This is a genomic window from Bradyrhizobium sp. SMVTL-02, assembly GCF_051853005.1.
GTDB lineage: Bacteria > Pseudomonadota > Alphaproteobacteria > Rhizobiales > Xanthobacteraceae > Bradyrhizobium.
In genome coordinates, this window is the sequence record NZ_CP182469.1 from 2,215,131 (window position 1) to 2,231,480 (window position 16,350).

The window sequence follows — 16,350 nt, forward strand, 5'->3', positions numbered from 1 at the left end:
CATTCGGCCGCGTTCTTCACGGGGGACTAGTGATCTGTTCTTGTGTGGCAATCTTGAGGGGCATTACGCAATAAAGATTACAACCTTCGGCGCAAGGTCGCGATCTTGAAATTACCTGCCCCAGCGCGCTGGGCACTTCACCTTTCGGCTCAAAGCAGACCAAGGCGAGCATGACGTCTGGTTAGCTGTGGGCCAGAAGGCGACCTGAGTCATCTACCTCGTTTCACAACGCAAGGCCAAAGCGTAGCTTGTGGCAAGCCATTCACAAGCGGTGCAAATCATCGTACGATGGAGCATCCGAATGATTCATGCCCCTTTCGATGCACTCTTTGTTGAGGGCTCTGTACAAGCATGGCGAGGGCCAAGCCTACGCGCATCAAGGTTCGCCGCATCAGAGTTCGCTGTCAGTCATGAGGCTCCTCGTCATTACTGCAAGCAAGTGCGCCCCAACAAAAAATGGCGTAGCCGCAAGCCTGCGTGCATCTCGTGGATAATACAGCCGTAACCGTTCACGCCAAAGACGGCCGCCCCCGGTGGATTGATATCGAGTGTCGCTATCGCCAGGATATCGACATGCGACAGGTCGATTGCGCAGCACATTCTGAAGGCGCTCGGCATACGCGCCGACTTACAGCTGGCGCTCGATCGGGAATACTTTGAGGCAGCGATTAAGCGGGCCCTTAGAGACGGTTGTGACGTGCTCCACGTCTCGTGCCATGGCGATGATAACGGAATCGGTCTGACTGATGACGATCCCGACCACTCCAACCGACAAGGGATCGATTGGAAAATGATTTTGTGCAACTATTCCAGGGGCCGCTATGACCCTCCTCAGGCCCTGGTCATGTCGGCGTGCTGCGGTGCTTCAAGTCTACTGAGTCGCGCATTCACCAACGTGGCGAAACGACCCGCGATGATAATCGGTTCATCGGACAAGCGGCCAGCCTCCGATTATGTGGCAGCATGGTCGCTTCTGTATCGGCGGTTCAAGCGGAAAGGCATCTTGAAGGGACCGACGCAAAGAGTGCTCGAAGACGTTTGTGCTGTCGTGAATGAGAACTTTCGGTACTTCCGGTGGAATGATGAGCGCGGGTGCTACCTGCGTTACCCTGGCACAGACGCGCATTTTGATGTCATCGAGGTTTAGGCGCGACAGTTCGCGATCGATCTGATGCTTCGGAGTCACCCAACCTCGGGCGATTCTAGAAGAGTCCCGTTTATAGCAAGTTTGCAGTTGAGGCGAGTACAGCTGCGAGGATTCATACTCAATAAGATGCAGTCTCGCGCCGGGTTGAGCTAACGGTGTCAGGACTTGTTGAGCGCATTCAGCCATTTGCGTAGCGCTGCGCCGTTCATGAGCTCGATTCTATGAGGAGGTGCCTTCGCCAGCCTGGGGTCTTCTAACAGCCGCGGTGCGAAGTCTGATGTCGTGGTCAGGATACCCTTGGAGTACGCATCCGGCGGGCGCCGTCTTGTCTGACACGCTGTAATTCGCCAAGCGTGTGACCTTAAGTCTAGCTTTAAGGTCATCAGGCGATGCGGGTCGAGGTTTTGGGCGGGCTGGAGCGTCGGCGGCGTTGGTCGCAGGATGACAAGGCACGGATTGTCGAGGAGACGTTGGCGCCGGGCGCAAAGGTGACAGCGGTTGCACGTCGCAACGGAGTAGCGGCCAGCCTGGTGTTCACCTGGCGTCGTCAAGCGCGGACATCCGAGCAGGTCGCACCGTCTTTTGCGCCGGTGCAGATCGCCGCCACGGAGGCGGAGGAAACTCCGAAGCTCTTACCTGCGGGTGATAGCCGAGGGCGGTCTGTAGTGGCCGCGCGTATTGGATTGATCGAGATCGACCTCGGTAACCGGCGACGCATCCGAGTGGACTCGCACGTCGATCCAGAAGCGCTGGCGCGGGTCCTCGAGGTACTTGAGCGCCGATGATTGCCATACCGGGTAATGTGCGGGTGTGGCTTGCGACCGGCCACACCGATATGCGCCGCGGCTTCCCGAGCCTCGCGCGTCTGGTCCAGGAGAGTTTGAAGCGTGATCCGCATGCCGGTGATCTCTATGTTTTTAGAGGCCGCCGCGGCGACCTGATCAAGATCATCTGGCATGATGGCCAAGGCGCGTGTCTGTTCACGAAGCGGCTGGAGCGAGGCCGCTTTTTGTGGCCATCAATGGCGGATGGCGTTGTGACGATCAGCGTTGCGCAGCTATCCTATCTCCTCTCCGGAATTGATTGGCGGATGCCGCAGGCAACCTGGCGTCCACAGGCTTCCGGTTAAATCGAGCGGGATTTTTTGCGACGAATATGGTTGATTCGTCCTCGTGACGACGCCCGCCGATCCGCTTCCCTCCGACCTTGCCGCAGCACACGCGATGATCATTGCGCAGCGCGAGCAGCTGACGCTGGCGAAGTGCGAGGTGACCGTCGGCCGGCTGGAGATCGAGCGGCTGAAGCTGATGCTGGCCAAGGCACGGCGAGAACAGTTCGGGCAATCTTCTGAGCGCAGCAAGCTGCTGGTCGAGCAGCTCGAACTCGCCATCGAGGATCTTGAAGAGACCCAGGCTGAGCAGGAAACCAAGGCCGAGCTCGCAGCGCCGGAAGCCGCCAAACAGCAGCGCGTGCAAAATCCACGGCCGCCGCGACGTCCGTTGCCGGACAATCTGCCGATCGAACGCATCGTCGAACCCGTTCCTTGCGTATGTGGCAAGTGCGGCAGCGAGCGACTGCACAAGCTCGGCGAGGTGGTATCGAAGACCCTGGAATGTGAGCCGCGGCGCTGGAAGATTATCGAGCATGTCCGCGAAAAGTTCTCCTGCCGGGATTGTGAGGCAATCACCGAGGCGCCGGCGCCCTCCCATCCGATCCCGCGAGGCTTTGCCGGGCCGAGCCTGCTGGCGATGGTGCTGGTCAACAAGTTCCTGCTGCACCAGCCGTTGAACCGACAGAGCAAGACCTATGCCCGCGAAGGGATCGAGATCGACGTCTCGACCCTGGCGGATCGGATCGGCGCCTGCGTGGTGGCACTCGATCCCATCATTGAGGCGATCCGGATCCATGTCATGAGCGCGGAACGCATCCACGCCGACGATACGACGGTGCCGGTGCTGGCCAAGCTCAAGACGGTTACCGGCCGGATCTGGACCTATGTTCGCGATGACCGGCCGTTTGGCGGCACGGATCCGCCGGCGGCCCTGTTCTACTACTCACGCAACCGGGCTGGAGAACACCCGCAAAGCCATCTTGCCGGCTATGTCGGCCTCATTCAGGCCGATGCCTTCGATGGGTATAACCAGCTCTACAAGGCCCAAAGGAAGCCAGCTCCGATCCTTGAAGCGGCCTGTTGGAGCCACGGCCGCAGAAAGTTCTTCGACCTGGCGAAATCTGGAGAGGCGCCGATTGCCAGCGAGGCCGTGCGACGCATCGATATCCTGTTCGAGATCGAGCGCACCATCAACGGCAAAACGCCGGAACAGAGGCTTGCGGTACGTCGTGATAAGTCGAGGCCGATCGTCGCCGATCTCGAAATCTGGATGCGTCAGCAGCGAACCTTGCTCTCATCAGGCAACGATACTGCAAAGGCGATCAACTACCTGCTCAACCGTTGGGCGGCGTTCACCCGCTTCCTGGACGATGGTCGCATCTGCCTCTCGAACAACGCTGCCGAACGAGCGTTACGCGGTGTGGCTGTCGGAAGACGAAATTGGACCTTCGCCGGTTCAGATGCCGGCGGCCATCGCGCCGCCGCCGTCTATACCCTGATCGAAACCTGCAAGATGAACGACGTTGATCCGCAAGCTTGGCTCGCGGATGTGTTGGCCAGGCTTCCAGATCACCCCGTCAACAAAGTCGCCGACCTGCTCCCGTGGAATTGGAAGGCGACCCAACAGTCCAGAGCGGCTGCCGCCTGAGCGCCACGGCTGACCGGCGCGCCTGCCCGGGGTGCTGACCGGATGCGTACCCCTTGGAAGCATTGGGGTCGAGTGCAACGACGCCCATAAGCGCGTGCACTTCTTCCTTCGTAACGAGGTTGCCGGGCTTGTAGGCTTTTACCGAGTCAAGCACCTTTATACTGCCGATGCCGTTCTTGATTGCGATGACGTCCCGGCCATGGTCGCCGGAACGTGGCGTCAGAACAACCTCGTCGAAACCAGCCTTGACGAAAGCGCCGGCAATAATCTCTTCCCAGATGCGCGAGGGAATGTTGTGCGCGTCTTTCCAATCATTCTTTCCAGCTCTTCTAGAACGCTGGTCCACACGATGGACGCGGCCTTGATTAAGGTGCCTTCTTCTACGTTACGCTCCGGCACCATGACGCTGGCAACGCTTAGGTCCACCTTTTGCGTCTTGCGTTCAATGAGGTTTTCGAGGAGGCGATCGTAGTTCGCTATGGTGACCAGCTGTGGATCGGTGACGGCAAATTTGCCGTTCAGTTCGCTTAGCATCGTTGAGCGACGCTCCTCAGCATTCATCGAAGGTCTATACGATTCAGCCCCGTGGGGGCGCCATGTCCGGAGAAGTGCATGATGGTGGAGTTGGTCTCTAAGAACTGCCTCTTCCATTCCGCTAGGAGGGAGTCTGCAAGGTGATCGGAAGCCACCTCGCTCTTTTTCCCTGTGTGTTACTATCGTCAGGCTCGTCTGACATCTGTACCCCCGTCGTCCTAGTACAGTCTAAGTGACGCCCAGATTGGTATTCATGAACCTCCTCCGAATTGATGGACACCCGTAGTAGGCTCGAAGAGCCAGGAGGTGTCGGATGGAAGGACGTCAACGTCGCTCGTTTACCGATGACTACAAGCGGCAAGCGGTTGATCTCGTAGCGTCTAGCGGTCGCTCGATCGGCTCGGTTGCCAAGGAACTTGGCTTGCGTGATTCCGTGCTACGGCGGTGGGTGGAGCAGCGAGGGGCCCGGCTGGAGCCGACGGCGGCGGCGCGGCGCCCCGCAACGCAGGCGACGCTGCCGTCGGCGGACCACGCGGCGGAGATCGCTCGTCTGCAGCGCGAGAACGACCGGCTGCGCATGGAGCGCGATATTTTAAAAAAGTCCATTGCGATCTTTGCTGGAGTTCAGAAATGAGATTTCGCTTCATCGAAGATCGCCGCGCCGACTATCCAGTGACGATCATGTGCGACGTGCTTGGCGTCTCGCCTGCTGGATATTACGCCTGGCGAGCGCGCCCTGAGAGCCAGCAGGCCATTGCCAACCGTGAGCTCGTCGACGACATCAAGCGGGTTCATCGCGACACAAACGGCCGCTACGGCAGCCCGCGCATCCATGCCGAGCTGAGAGCCCAAGGCCGTGGAGCGAGCCGTGGTCGCATCGAGCGGTTGATGCGTCGTCACGGTATCAGAGCCATCATGGCGAGGCCGCGACGGGTGCGCACCACCGACAGCCGTCACGATTTCCCGATCGCGGCGAACTTGCTCGAGCGCAACTTCGTCGCCGCCGCGCCGAACCGCATCTGGCTCGCCGACATCACCTATGTCCAGACTGATCAGGGCTGGCTCTATCTGGCCACGGTCATGGACCTCTACAGCCGCAAGATCGTCGGCTGGGCGATGGCGGATCATTTGCGCGCCGAGCTGCCTCTGGCGGCGTTGCGGATGGCAATCGCGGCGCAGCGGCCAAATGCCGGCCTGATCCACCATTCCGATCGCGGCGTTCAATATGCCTCGGCGGATTATCGCAAGCTGATGCAAGCCACCGGCCTCAGAGCCTCGATGAGCCGCAAGGGCGACTGCTATGACAATGCCCCGATGGAGAGCTTCTTTCACACGCTCAAGACGGAGCTCGTTCACCACCGGCACTATGAAACGCGGGCAGAAGCCACACGGGATCTCTTTGCCTATATCGAGGGCTTCTACAATCGAGTTCGCCGTCACTCCGCCATCGGCTTTATCAGCCCGATCGAGATGGAGCTAAAAGCAGCTTAACCCTGTCCATTTTTTCGGTGGAGGATCATCAATCTGTTCTAAGTCAGGCTCGCAGATTAGTTGGCTGGCCAGGATCCTTCTTAGCCGCGAGCGTGGGGCGAGGACAGCTTAGGCGCCTCTATGCTCTCTCGGGCGTACAGGTCTTGGTCCTCATCGGTCCCGGTTAGCATCGAAGGCATCGCCTTAGAGCGAATGGCTCCTACTTGGCATTCGGTCCCGGTGGTGAAGACATTTAGGGATCGTTCGTGGTCTCGCCCTCATAGCCCCCGAAATGGGTGCCGGCTGCGAGCTGCGTAGACCTTGCAATTAGGGCCACTTAGCGTATATTCACGTTATGTTCTTGTTGGCTCGGGTGGGAACTGGATGAGGAACACTCTCAAGACAGTTCTCTTTGTGGCCGCATTTTCGCCGGCGCTGATTAGCGTTGGCGTCGCTCGCCTGTTTGCCGGCGTGTCGTTTTGGGATGCGGTCTACTATATCTTCGCTGGCTTCATAGGTTGTCTGCTGGTCGTTTACATTTTGTCGGCTCTTAAGTGGAAAGGCGAGGAATTTCCATTCAGTGCTAAAAAGATTGAATCGAATGACGTGCTTCTTCTGGGCGTTGTGGTCACATACATCTTTCCATTTCTCGCAAGGGCGACCGAAATTACGATCAGCGCTATGGTGCTAATCGCCGCAGTAGTTTGGATCATTTTCTGGCTTACTGACGCGACAATACCAAGTCCGTTGATGCGGTTAATCGGGTATCGTTTCTACAAAGCCGAAGCAGCTAACGGCATGGTTTACACGCTCATTTCGCGGCGGGAAATTTTTGATCCCCAGCAGGTCAAGGCTGTCAAACGAATATCGGGATCAATGCTTTTGGAGATTGCTGAGTGAATTTGTTCGCCTTGATGAGTGATCGACGAATTGTCCGTATTCCGCTGACAGCCGAAGTGCAGCTCGAGATGGACGCGACCTTCGAAGTTCAAGAAAAGAGGTTCAGAACATCTTGTGAGGAACAGATCCCTTTTGATGGGAAGTATAAGCCAGATGATGGCGAATGCCTTTTCATCGACGATTACGACGATATAGACGGTCTCCATAGGGCGATTGCGAATCCTCTGAGCATACCACAGATCACGCCCACTTCAGACGAATTGGAGGGCATCAAGGCTCTCTTCACGGGGAAGAACGTGGACGGCCAGAGGATCGCGCTAATTCAAAACTTCGACAAGCGTAAGATTATTTCTAATCGGGGTTTCTCAATTTTCCACTCGGCCGACGTTTTCAAGAAGGTTGAGGGTGTCGGCTTGACGATTGGCATGAGCCTTTCCGCGATTCTAGAAGAAAAGAGGCTGTACTTTTTTAGTTTTTACTCTGCGCGGCAGATCTTTGATCTCAGTCAATATTTCAGAGAAGCAACAGACGAGGATCTCAGTGAATTTGCTGCGAGTGACATGCTCAAGATCAGCGATCCTGCAGCGTTCGTGGCGGCCTCCGATAACTGGGTGAGGAGGAAGGTGGCGCTAATTATGCAAAGCGGCATCCTGGAGAGGATTGACTTCGAGGCAACGAAGGCCTCCGCTCTTATTTTCGGTATCAACATCGAAACCGAGGCCAATGGTGATAAAGCTGCCTTGGTGCTCCCCACAATGAAACCCGAACTCAAGAAGCTTCTTCGCTTTCTCGACGAAGATTACTTTCAATCCGTGCTTTCCAGCACGCCGCATCTGTCCAATTCGAAGAGGCCGGTGTAGTTAGTCCAACCGTTCAGCCCCGCGGAGAGGACAGCAGGGTCGAGGCCTCATTGGACTCCCACTCTGCAAACGAGGCCGGCAATTGCCAGAATACTCGCCACGCATTGTTCAGGGTGTCACGCACGCGAGCATGCGCGGTTGATGTGGCGACTACGATCCCGATTTTCTCAATACCCTCTCTCGCTGTTAAAACAAGCGTTTCGATTTGCTTGTCTGGATAGCACAAGTAGTATTCGGCCGGCGCACGATAGCCCATCATGCTAATAAACTTGTGCCAGGTACGCTCAATCAACTGAGCTTCGCTGTCGAAAGCACCAAGCGATCGCAGCATAAAGAGTATCGCGCGCATGCGAGCATCATCAGCAGGGTGTGTTGATTCTCGTCTGATCGGTGTTGCGAATGGATCGCCGCCGCGCTTGACGGAAAGATGGTAGTGAGACCAGACATACGCCGGTCCAGCTGTTAAGACGCCAAACAAGTCACAGAAGAACTCTTCCGTCCAATACTTGGTCCAACACGTTCGCCACAGCCGGAGCTGAAAGAGCCTCGCCTCTTGATTGCGGAGGCGCTCCGCTGCCAGAGTTTGATTCTGAAAATAACCCACCATAGCAAATAGGCTCGCAGTAAATGCGTCAGCGTAGGGCTCGAGATTTGGTGCATCGAGGTGACTGTGCAGCGGATGACACAGCTCGTGATAGATATCGGGTAAATGAAGCAGGAACCTGCTTTCGAGAAGGGGAAGAAAAAGAAGATGGAAGTCTGAGTAGATATGAAAGTAGTCCTGCGAGGACATGTGACTAACCACAGGCAACATAAGAGGGTAATTAATCTCCGTTCCTATTTCTGTGATCAGCCGGTTTAACGCGGCGTCCGCGTCATTTGCTCGGCTAAGTGCAAATATTCCAACTCCTTCAACGGTATTCAACCGCTCGCTGAGACGCTTAAATTCGCGAAGTCTTTGAGGTGTTTGAAGGTCCCCATCGACTACGTTCTCTTCAAGAAGCGTACGAGCTATGCAGGATTTTGGGTGACGAGGCGATCAGGCGGCGTGGTTTGCCGGCATGTGGATGACCTCGATGCCGTCGTTGAATCTGACACCTGCGATGAGCTTCGGCAACTGATTTGTGCCTTTGAGCCGCCGCCACTTTTTTGATGCGGCGATAACCAGCTTGAACACCATCAGCCTGGCGGTCGTTGAGGACAGCGATCCTTTCGTTCGCACGGTTCTGTGTCGCACGGTCGCGAACACGCTTTCGATGGGGTTGGTCGTGCGCAAGTGATCCCAATGCTCGGCAGGAAAGTCGTAGAAGGCCAGCAGCGCGTCGCGGTCCTTTGCGAGGCATTCGACCGCCCGGCCGTACTTGGTGCGGTATTTCTCGGCGAAGACGTCGATCGCCACTTCGGCGGCCGCCCGGTTTGGCGCCCAATAGACTTCGCGCAGGTCCTTCTTCATGTTGGCCTGCACCGAGAGCGGGACCTTGTCCAGGACGTTGACGGTCTTGTGCACCCAGCAGCGCTGGTGCCGCGTGCCGGGAAACACCTCGTCAAGCGCCTTCCAGAAGCCGAGCGCGCCGTCACCAACGGCAATTTCCGGGGCGATTTGCAACCCGCGTTGCTTCACGTCGATCAGGAGCTCACGCCAGCTCTGCGCGCTCTCCCGGACACCGACCTGAAAGCCGATCAACTCCTTCTTGCCTTCCGGCGTCGCGCCGATCAGCACCAGCATGCACTCGCCGTGGTCTTCCATGCGTGCCTGCAGGAAGACGCCATCGGCCCACACATACACGTACCGCCGCGCCGAGAGATCGCGCTTCTGCCAACGCTCATACTCGCCCTGCCATTCGGCCGTCAGCCGGGAAATCACCGCCGGCGACAGGTTCGGCGCGTCCTTACCCAGCAGGGCCGTCAGCGCCTCCTGGAAATCGCCCGTCGAGATGCCACGCAGGTACAACACCGGCAACAGCGCATCCAGGCTCCTGGTCCGCCGCGCCCATAGTGGCAGAATCGCCGAGCTGAAGCGGATCCGCTCGCCATCGCCGGCTGCACCGCGGTCCCGGATCTTCGCCCGTGCGACCTCGACCGGTCCGATGCCGGTCGCAATCGTTCGAGCCGGGCCGTAACCATGCCGCACGACACGGGCGCGCCCGTCGGCAAGCTTCAAATCTTTCACCGTGGCAAGAAACGTCTCGACTTCGATCTCCACGGCCTGCGCCAGAAGCTGCCGAGCACCAGCTCGCAAAATATTGGTCAGTGGATCGTCGATCTCGTCGGGCTGACGAAGGGCAACAATATTGCTAGTCTCGTTCATGGCGTATCGCTCTCCTTGAGAGGTTCTGGCAGGCTCGACACCCGCCTCGATACGCCGCCTATCTCATTCCGTCATCACCCAGCTTCACGCATAGCTCCGAAGCGTACTGAACTCAGATTGAAGGCGATCGAGTTTGGCAAGGCAGTTTTGCCGAAGCCCGTCATATTCTCGCGGCGATCTTGAGAGAACGATGCCGCGTAGCTTTCGTATCCGCTCAAGCGATTGACTAATAGAGCCGACCAGATAGTCCTCTATCATCCTCGACCCCAAAGCCGCCCGGCTACCTCAGACCGTTGGCGCTCCAGACTCTGGGCAATTACCTCTAGTCGCTGCCGATCGGTCTGGCTTAGCTCTCCCGCTAAAAGCCGAGATCCTAGCTGAGGAAGGTCGACCGGAGTGTCGCCACGCGGGTCGCGCAAAAAACTATCTAGTATGAGTGCCTCGTAGGATCGCGAAGTCTGTCCATGATCGCCAGTGTCAACCAGCAATTGACCGAGGCGCCGTTGAGCCTCTCCGTGCGTCCCATTTCTTCGAGCCTCTTTGATGACGGTATCTATGAGCGCCGCAAACTGTTCTACACTCGCATAAATGCCCGTGAGTAAGCTGAGGTCGCTCATGTTGTGCCCTCCGCAACGTCATCATTGCCGAATGCAATCTCATCCTCATTTACGTCTGTAGCTTCATCGAACAAGCTCCGGTCGCAGAGCTTGATCGAGATCGGAACACGCATCGATCCTTCAGGCTGGGCCCATGTTAAACAACTCAAAGCAAAGACATCTTCGAGACACTGTTGAATGGGCATTTCACCAAAGGCGCGACGGATATGAAGAGGATTTGCGGTGCCAGGAATGCGAAAAGGCCTTCCCGTAGTGCACACGAAACCTTCATCGTCGTCGATACCGATCCAATTGCCAACTATCGGATTGTCGACGGAAGATTCGCGCCCGTCCCGCGCAGGGTGCATATCGAACATCCGCAACGGCGCGGCCGCTGTTTTAGAGATGTTGACGACTGTTAGTTGCCACTTCGCGTCGATGCTGCCATCTGCTGCGAGATGGGCGCAAGCATCTAACAAGCCAGCGATCTCGCTTGGCCAGGCGCGGCCATCGCGGTGAATTACTATTCGTCGTGGCAAGGACGTGAAGGACCGGCGTTCCTTACGAACAAGATCCTCCACGTACTGGCACACCTGATTTCTTAAAAGCTGCTCTTTCTGCCGCGAAGCGCTCGCAGCAAACCGGATTATCTTGCCGCCATCACCGATCAACGTAAACGCGGCGGTGCTATTTTTGACATCGATTCCGACAACCACGTCGGCATGAAGTCGAGAATCAAGAACGAATGGCCATTTGCCGCTGGTCAGGAGAATCTTGTTGATCGCTACGTTACGAAGGTAACCAGCAACTTGGCGTCTCTGCTTCTCATCAATGGCGTACTGTGTTTCCCGACCATTGTTTTTCGCATAATAGGCTTGGCGGACGGTATCGGTATGGATCACCGATGCTGTGATCTCGAATCGGTTCACGAATTCTTTCACGATCCAGGCTGCTAGTTGATCTGCGGAGCGCTTTCGCTGTTTAAAGCGGTGAACCATTACGAGCGCAAAGCTACCCGGACGGGTTCGTGTTTCTTCGAGCGCGATCTTAATTGCGCGGGATTGGCCCACGAAATCGCGGGTGCCTGTTAGGTCGTCGTAGACGATGATCTCCGGGGAGTATCCGCCGGGATTAGGAAAAAGTGATGCTACTTGAACCTTCAGATCCGCAAGGAATTGCTGGCCTGAACTGTTATAGATGCTCTTTGGCATAATGAAATATTGCCGCGCGAGCGGTGACTGCTCGTAAAATCCAACTTTACGGTCATCAAGCAGCGTCAGTCGGTTGCGAGCGTAATCGCGGATACCTTGCAGGTAACCATTCCGCGTATCTATCGAAAGCTTGGTGCCGTTTCCGAATCCCAACGCAGGTAGGCTGAACGATCTGCCGTTTGTTCGCGCGGGCCTCGGGCTTACCGTCAGAGATGCTGCTCCAATATTTGTTGAATGCAGGAATTTGCGTACGACCTCGTTAATCTGCGTGTGCCGCACGTCTGGTTTGATGGTGGTGAGCGACTGATGGCGCGCGCCAATATCGCCGTGTGTGTCTTCGACTAAGTAGCACAGTGCGGCAGGAGCGGACCGTTGTTCAGGTCCCCTAGTTCGATAATAGATGGCGTGACCATCCGGAGAAAGATTGGCGAGAGAGGAGGTGACAGGCTTAGCCGATTTGGTGTGAAGATAGTCGATAAGGCTAACGGCTTTTCCATCCAAGGAGATTGAGGGCTCGCCGAGTTTTTGATCACAAAGGCCGGCGATAGCGACTTCAAACCATTTCTCTCCCATCCGGTAGACGCAAGATCGGCCCTTTAGCCGGCTCACTTCGTCACTTCGAATTTTCTCGCCGAGTGCCGAACGCGCAATGAGCTTGCGTCGCAAGTCTACAAGGACACCGAAGCCGCCTTCCGGATGCGGTACGACACGCAGCGCAAATCCTTCAAATAACTCAAGTGCACCGAGGCTCTTTGTCGGCGATTTAAAGAAAAAGGGCTGACCAGCTCCAGGCTGCCAAAGCAGGGGATTCTTCCAAAGGGGATTTTGCAGTCCGAATTGCAGAAATCGCATCCTCACTGCGTCCCACTCGGGCGAATTACTAACGAAAGACAACTTTATCTTTTCATCCGTTTTGCGGATCGTTGCCACTGCCCCGACAAGAGTGATGTAGTCTGGTGGGCTGGTGTAGTCTGTCGGAGAGAGCAGAAAGGTTTCGTTGCCGCGCTCAAAGGTCGTGACCGGTGCCTTCATCTGCCGACTTAGGCGGTCGATGATTTTTTGCACGTTTGCGAAGTATTCGACACTATCGCGACGTAAGCCGACGAGCTGGTATATCTGATATTCGGCTTCGAGCTTCTCAAGTCCGAGAATTTTGAAGCAATTGGTTTCAGTTGGCATGCAAACTCTCCCAGCAAATCGTGCGAAACGAGCAACGCTGACAGCTTTCTGCGTACTGAGCGGCCTGAAAGTCTTTAGCGGATAGATCCTTGAATGGTTTGCCTTCCGTGAGACTTGTGATTTCGTAGGCAGAGCTGATCATGTATTCCTCTGCGTCAATTATCTCCTCTTCGCTGATCTGGTGTTCTCGGACCGACTGTGTGAGGAGCTGAGCTTCGATGAGGGCGACGGTGCTTGGATCGGAGGCTGGCTGGTCTGGAAAATCGACGTGGCGCTTGGCGCGCGAAAGCGCGATCGCGTAAATGGCGAGTTGAAGTCGCGCATCGTTCTCGCCGAATGCGTGAACTTTCCAATCGATGATGAGCGGTGGGCCTTCTGCGGCAAATGCGATTACGTCCGGGTATGCGAGAACCGTGACCCCATCCATCAGTTCAAATTGAAGTCCACGTTGTGCAACCAGATAGCTCGCGGACTTTAGTCCGTCGCGGATGCGCTCCATCTTAAACAGATTGGTCAGCGCTTCATCGACGTCTGACCAAGCTTGGGCAATGTCAATGTCTGACGGGCGCTGTCCGTATTCCATGTCGTAGAAGAGGGCGAACTCGTCGCCTTCGTCCGTCACCCGCAAGTTGGGGTCATTAATCGGATGCGCGAGAGCGAACTCAAGTTGACGATTGAAAAGGTCGGAAGCTCTCTCCTTTAGGCCCTTAAGTGTGATGTGACCGCGCCGATTCAGGACCGGGACAAGCATCGTTGAAATGACGTCATCGACTACTTTGCCTCTCCATGCGCTGAGGCTTTGCAGTTTCGACAAGAGAAATGCCCGACGACGAAGCGGGTCGTTCGCTCTACCGCTCGCGGCAATGTTTTTGAAGAACCACTGCCTTTGGCATTGGCGAAAGCTTCGACTTGCTGAATATGACCATCTCATCAGCGCCCCCGCTTTCGAGATCGGATAAATCGCAAATACTCGATTAGCTCGTCTTCTTCATCAGGAGTAACTGGGCCAATCCGGCCCGCGGCGCTTGGAGAGGTTTGAGGTTGGGCAGCTGTGTCGGGAACGGGGAAGCCGGCGAGCTCCATCAGTAGCTCGTAAGGCACTCGATACAGCTCGGCCAATCGATGCAGATTTTGAGGTGCGGGCGCGCGAATTTTTCCGGTTTCAAGCTGACTGAGGTAGGCGTTCGAAATTCCGGTCTCTCGCTCTACTGCACGCAAGCTTTTTCCGCTGGAGGCGCGGGCTTTGGCTAGGAATGGACCAAGTCTGTCTGTCATGGCGCTCATGATATCGAGCGAAGTGCTAAGTTTGTCAAGCGAAATCTCTAGATATCGGCTTACGTTAATTTTAGACACTAGATATGGTCGGGCTGGAGTAGCGCCACGAGGGTAATGCGCCTAAAGCTTGCGATTCCTCTTGCGGTAAGCGGCTGAGGCAGCCACAACCCATAGTTGGAAATGGGGAGGGAGCAATGGCCGTTTATTCAAAAACGATCGTAGTGTTGGCAAACTCGCGCAAGATCAGTGGTCGCTGCGTTGCTGGGAAGGAAATCGGATCCCAAGGAGCGATTGGTTCGTGGATCCGACCCGTAAGCAGGCGGCAGATGGGCGAGCTTTCAGAGGCGGAAAGGCAGTTTAGCGACGGTACAGACCCAAAGCTCTTGGACGTGGTCGAAATCCAGATGAACAGGCCGGTGCCACACGGCTACCAAACGGAGAACCATGAGATTAACGACCAGTTTCATTGGGTGCGTAAGCGGAAGTGCACGGCCGCTGATGTAAAAGCTGCCCTGGATACAGGTACTAACATCCTATGGGATAATTCGGCTCCCGATACCGCAAACGGCATGAATGACCGGGTCGATGACGCCACCGCCGCCAACCTGAAGGACTCGCTGCTCTTAATTGAAGTTCCAAAGCTAACGGTCAGCGTGTCGGTCGAAGGAGCGGGTTTTGGCAACGCGAAAAGGAAGGTGCGAGGCGCTTTCAAATACAAAAATGTGAACTATATCCTGATGATAACCGATCCTACGGTCGAAAGGGACTATCTAAAAAAGGCCGATGGCCGGTATGATGCGGGGCCGGCTACTCTTTGCATCAGCTTGGGAGAATCCTTCCAAGGGTATGCCTACAAGCTGATTGCAGGCGTTATCTTTCCGTAGTGCTCGAATCAGATTGGTCTCTCGAAAGCGCCACACCAAGAGAAGTTATGGACTGCGGCATGCGAACGATCTGGACGATTGGCCACTCGAACCATTCCTACGAGCAGTTCTTTGGCCTCCTGCGGCGGGCTGGAGTGACGGCTATTGCAGACGTTCGAAGCTCGCCTTTTTCGCGCCACCAAACTCAATTCAATAAGGACGATCTTCGCCGAGAGCTCCGCTTGGACAAGATCAATTATGCATTTTTAGGAGATGAATTGGGCGGCCGTCCAAAGAGCAATGACTTGTACTGCGACGGCGTTGCTGATTACGAACGAATGGCGCAGACCTCGGACTTTCAGCGGGGGCTTGAGCGAGTGATCAAGGGCTCCGAAGAGTACCGGATTGCGCTCATGTGTTCAGAGCATGATCCGATTGACTGCCACCGATGTTTGCTTGTTGGTCGCGCTTTAAGCCGCCGAGGCTTCGCAGTGAACCATATCCTGTTCGACGGGAAACAGAGGAGTCAAGCCGAGATCGAGGTAGTGCTTTTGCGCGCATCAAAACAGCATCGCGCGGACTTTTTTCCGGAAGAGCAGATGGCCAGTGCATATAGAGATCGGTCGATGAAGGTAGCCTTCTCAAAAATAGCGCGGCGACCCGTGAACTCATCAAGCGTTCCTACGGAGTAGGTAATGCAATCTAATACGGTCGACGTTTTCACAATTGGATTCACGCAATCGAACGCAGAACGTTTTTTCAATCGACTAGAAAAAGCTGGTGTTAGAACCGTCATCGATGTTCGTCTGCACAATACCTCTCAACTAGCGGCATTCGCTAAGGCTGACGATCTGGCCTTCTTCCTTCAGAAAATAAACAACATCCGCTACGTGCATCAGCCGCTTCTAGCTCCCACAGATGCGATGTTGAAGGCCTACAAGAAAGAAAAGGGAGACTGGGGTGTCTACGAAGGGCGCTTCCTCGACCTCATGGGGGAGCGTAAGATCGAGCAGCGCCTGAAGCCAGAAATGTTTGAGGGAGCGTGCCTTCTTTGTTCAGAAGCGCTTCCACATCACTGCCATCGGCGACTTGTCTGTGAGTACCTAAACGACAAATGGAACGGCGCGCTGTCCGTGCGTCATCTCTGAACGACGTGGCGCCGTCAAGGATAGGGGCCATCGACCGGCACCGCTGGCTTGCGGACGCGAAATGGTGCCGATGACCGGTTCCGGGCACAGGCGATCAGAT

At 56.0% G+C, this 16,350-nt stretch carries 16 protein-coding genes; 9 read left to right on the plus strand and 7 right to left on the minus strand.

Annotated features, from left to right (window positions below):
* The first annotated feature begins 1,536 nt into the window (after positions 1 to 1,536).
* The 3 genes from tnpA to tnpC all read left to right on the plus strand — a co-directional run bounded on the left by tnpA (position 1,537) and on the right by tnpC (position 3,906).
* Positions 1,537 to 1,932 carry an IS66-like element accessory protein TnpA gene (gene tnpA, locus ACNJYB_RS10270; protein WP_173637247.1) on the plus strand — a complete coding sequence of 132 codons (396 nt, stop codon included), beginning with the start codon at positions 1,537 to 1,539 and terminating at the stop codon, positions 1,930 to 1,932.
* A complete protein-coding gene (tnpB, locus tag ACNJYB_RS10275) occupies positions 1,929 to 2,276 on the plus strand; it encodes an IS66 family insertion sequence element accessory protein TnpB (RefSeq protein ID WP_050382259.1) in 348 nt (115 codons plus the stop codon). Before tnpA ends, tnpB begins: the two co-directional genes overlap by 4 nt.
* A gap of 94 nt (positions 2,277 to 2,370) precedes the next feature.
* On the plus strand, positions 2,371 to 3,906 hold the full coding sequence (tnpC, locus tag ACNJYB_RS10280; RefSeq protein WP_439375521.1) for an IS66 family transposase: 1,536 nt from the start codon (positions 2,371 to 2,373) through the stop codon (positions 3,904 to 3,906).
* Here the strand turns inward: tnpC and ACNJYB_RS10285 are convergent.
* A complete protein-coding gene (locus ACNJYB_RS10285; protein WP_439375522.1) occupies positions 3,836 to 4,198 on the minus strand; it encodes a restriction endonuclease in 363 nt (120 codons plus the stop codon). The genes tnpC and ACNJYB_RS10285 overlap by 71 nt on opposite strands.
* Positions 4,126 to 4,440: a hypothetical protein gene (locus ACNJYB_RS10290; RefSeq protein WP_439375818.1), complete on the minus strand. Its 315-nt coding sequence runs from the start codon at positions 4,438 to 4,440 to the stop codon at positions 4,126 to 4,128. The genes ACNJYB_RS10285 and ACNJYB_RS10290 overlap by 73 nt, the downstream gene beginning before the upstream one ends.
* 313 nt (positions 4,441 to 4,753) lie before the next feature.
* On the opposite strand from ACNJYB_RS10290, the gene ACNJYB_RS10295 reads away from it, so the two are divergent.
* The 3 genes from ACNJYB_RS10295 (at position 4,754) to ACNJYB_RS10305 (ending at position 7,670) form a co-directional block, all read left to right on the plus strand.
* A protein-coding gene (locus ACNJYB_RS10295) for an IS3 family transposase (RefSeq protein ID WP_439368046.1) occupies positions 4,754 to 5,931 on the plus strand; the annotation gives its coding sequence in 2 pieces (ribosomal slippage) (positions 4,754 to 5,051 and positions 5,051 to 5,931; 1,179 coding nt in all).
* Positions 5,932 to 6,294: 363 nt separating this feature from the next.
* Positions 6,295 to 6,810: a hypothetical protein gene (locus ACNJYB_RS10300; protein ID WP_439373844.1), complete on the plus strand. Its 516-nt coding sequence runs from the start codon at positions 6,295 to 6,297 to the stop codon at positions 6,808 to 6,810.
* Positions 6,807 to 7,670, plus strand: a complete 864-nt coding sequence (locus ACNJYB_RS10305; RefSeq protein WP_439373845.1) for a Kiwa anti-phage protein KwaB-like domain-containing protein — start codon at positions 6,807 to 6,809, stop codon at positions 7,668 to 7,670. The genes ACNJYB_RS10300 and ACNJYB_RS10305 overlap by 4 nt, the downstream gene beginning before the upstream one ends.
* Before the next feature lie 13 nt (positions 7,671 to 7,683).
* Here the strand turns inward: ACNJYB_RS10305 and ACNJYB_RS10310 are convergent, their stop codons facing one another.
* The 5 genes from ACNJYB_RS10310 to ACNJYB_RS10330 all read right to left on the minus strand — a co-directional run bounded on the left by ACNJYB_RS10310 (position 7,684) and on the right by ACNJYB_RS10330 (position 14,248).
* On the minus strand, positions 7,684 to 8,463 hold the full coding sequence (locus ACNJYB_RS10310; RefSeq protein ID WP_439373846.1) for a hypothetical protein: 780 nt from the start codon (positions 8,461 to 8,463) through the stop codon (positions 7,684 to 7,686).
* A 246-nt stretch (positions 8,464 to 8,709) separates the two neighbouring features.
* On the minus strand, positions 8,710 to 9,978 hold the full coding sequence (locus tag ACNJYB_RS10315) for an IS256 family transposase (RefSeq protein WP_439370872.1): 1,269 nt from the start codon (positions 9,976 to 9,978) through the stop codon (positions 8,710 to 8,712).
* Between the two features lie 613 nt (positions 9,979 to 10,591).
* On the minus strand, positions 10,592 to 12,964 hold the full coding sequence (locus tag ACNJYB_RS10320; RefSeq protein ID WP_439373847.1) for a Piwi domain-containing protein: 2,373 nt from the start codon (positions 12,962 to 12,964) through the stop codon (positions 10,592 to 10,594).
* Positions 12,954 to 13,895: a PD-(D/E)XK nuclease family protein gene (locus ACNJYB_RS10325; RefSeq protein WP_439373848.1), complete on the minus strand. Its 942-nt coding sequence runs from the start codon at positions 13,893 to 13,895 to the stop codon at positions 12,954 to 12,956. Before ACNJYB_RS10325 ends, ACNJYB_RS10320 begins: the two co-directional genes overlap by 11 nt.
* Positions 13,895 to 14,248 carry a helix-turn-helix domain-containing protein gene (locus ACNJYB_RS10330; RefSeq protein WP_439373849.1) on the minus strand — a complete coding sequence of 118 codons (354 nt, stop codon included), beginning with the start codon at positions 14,246 to 14,248 and terminating at the stop codon, positions 13,895 to 13,897. Before ACNJYB_RS10330 ends, ACNJYB_RS10325 begins: the two co-directional genes overlap by 1 nt.
* Positions 14,249 to 14,433: 185 nt before the next feature.
* On the opposite strand from ACNJYB_RS10330, the gene ACNJYB_RS10335 reads away from it, so the two are divergent.
* Genes ACNJYB_RS10335 through ACNJYB_RS10345 form a run of 3 tightly spaced genes read left to right on the plus strand, consistent with a single transcriptional unit; the run spans position 14,434 to position 16,250 of the window.
* Positions 14,434 to 15,123 (plus strand): dual OB domain-containing protein, encoded by a 690-nt coding sequence (locus ACNJYB_RS10335; protein ID WP_439373850.1) that lies wholly within the window; start codon positions 14,434 to 14,436, stop codon positions 15,121 to 15,123.
* Between the two features lie 59 nt (positions 15,124 to 15,182).
* On the plus strand, positions 15,183 to 15,794 hold the full coding sequence (locus ACNJYB_RS10340; RefSeq protein WP_439373851.1) for a DUF488 domain-containing protein: 612 nt from the start codon (positions 15,183 to 15,185) through the stop codon (positions 15,792 to 15,794).
* 3 nt (positions 15,795 to 15,797) lie between these two features.
* Complete coding sequence (locus tag ACNJYB_RS10345) at positions 15,798 to 16,250, plus strand: DUF488 domain-containing protein (RefSeq protein ID WP_439373852.1); 453 nt, start codon at positions 15,798 to 15,800, stop codon at positions 16,248 to 16,250.
* Positions 16,251 to 16,350: the final 100 nt, after the last annotated feature.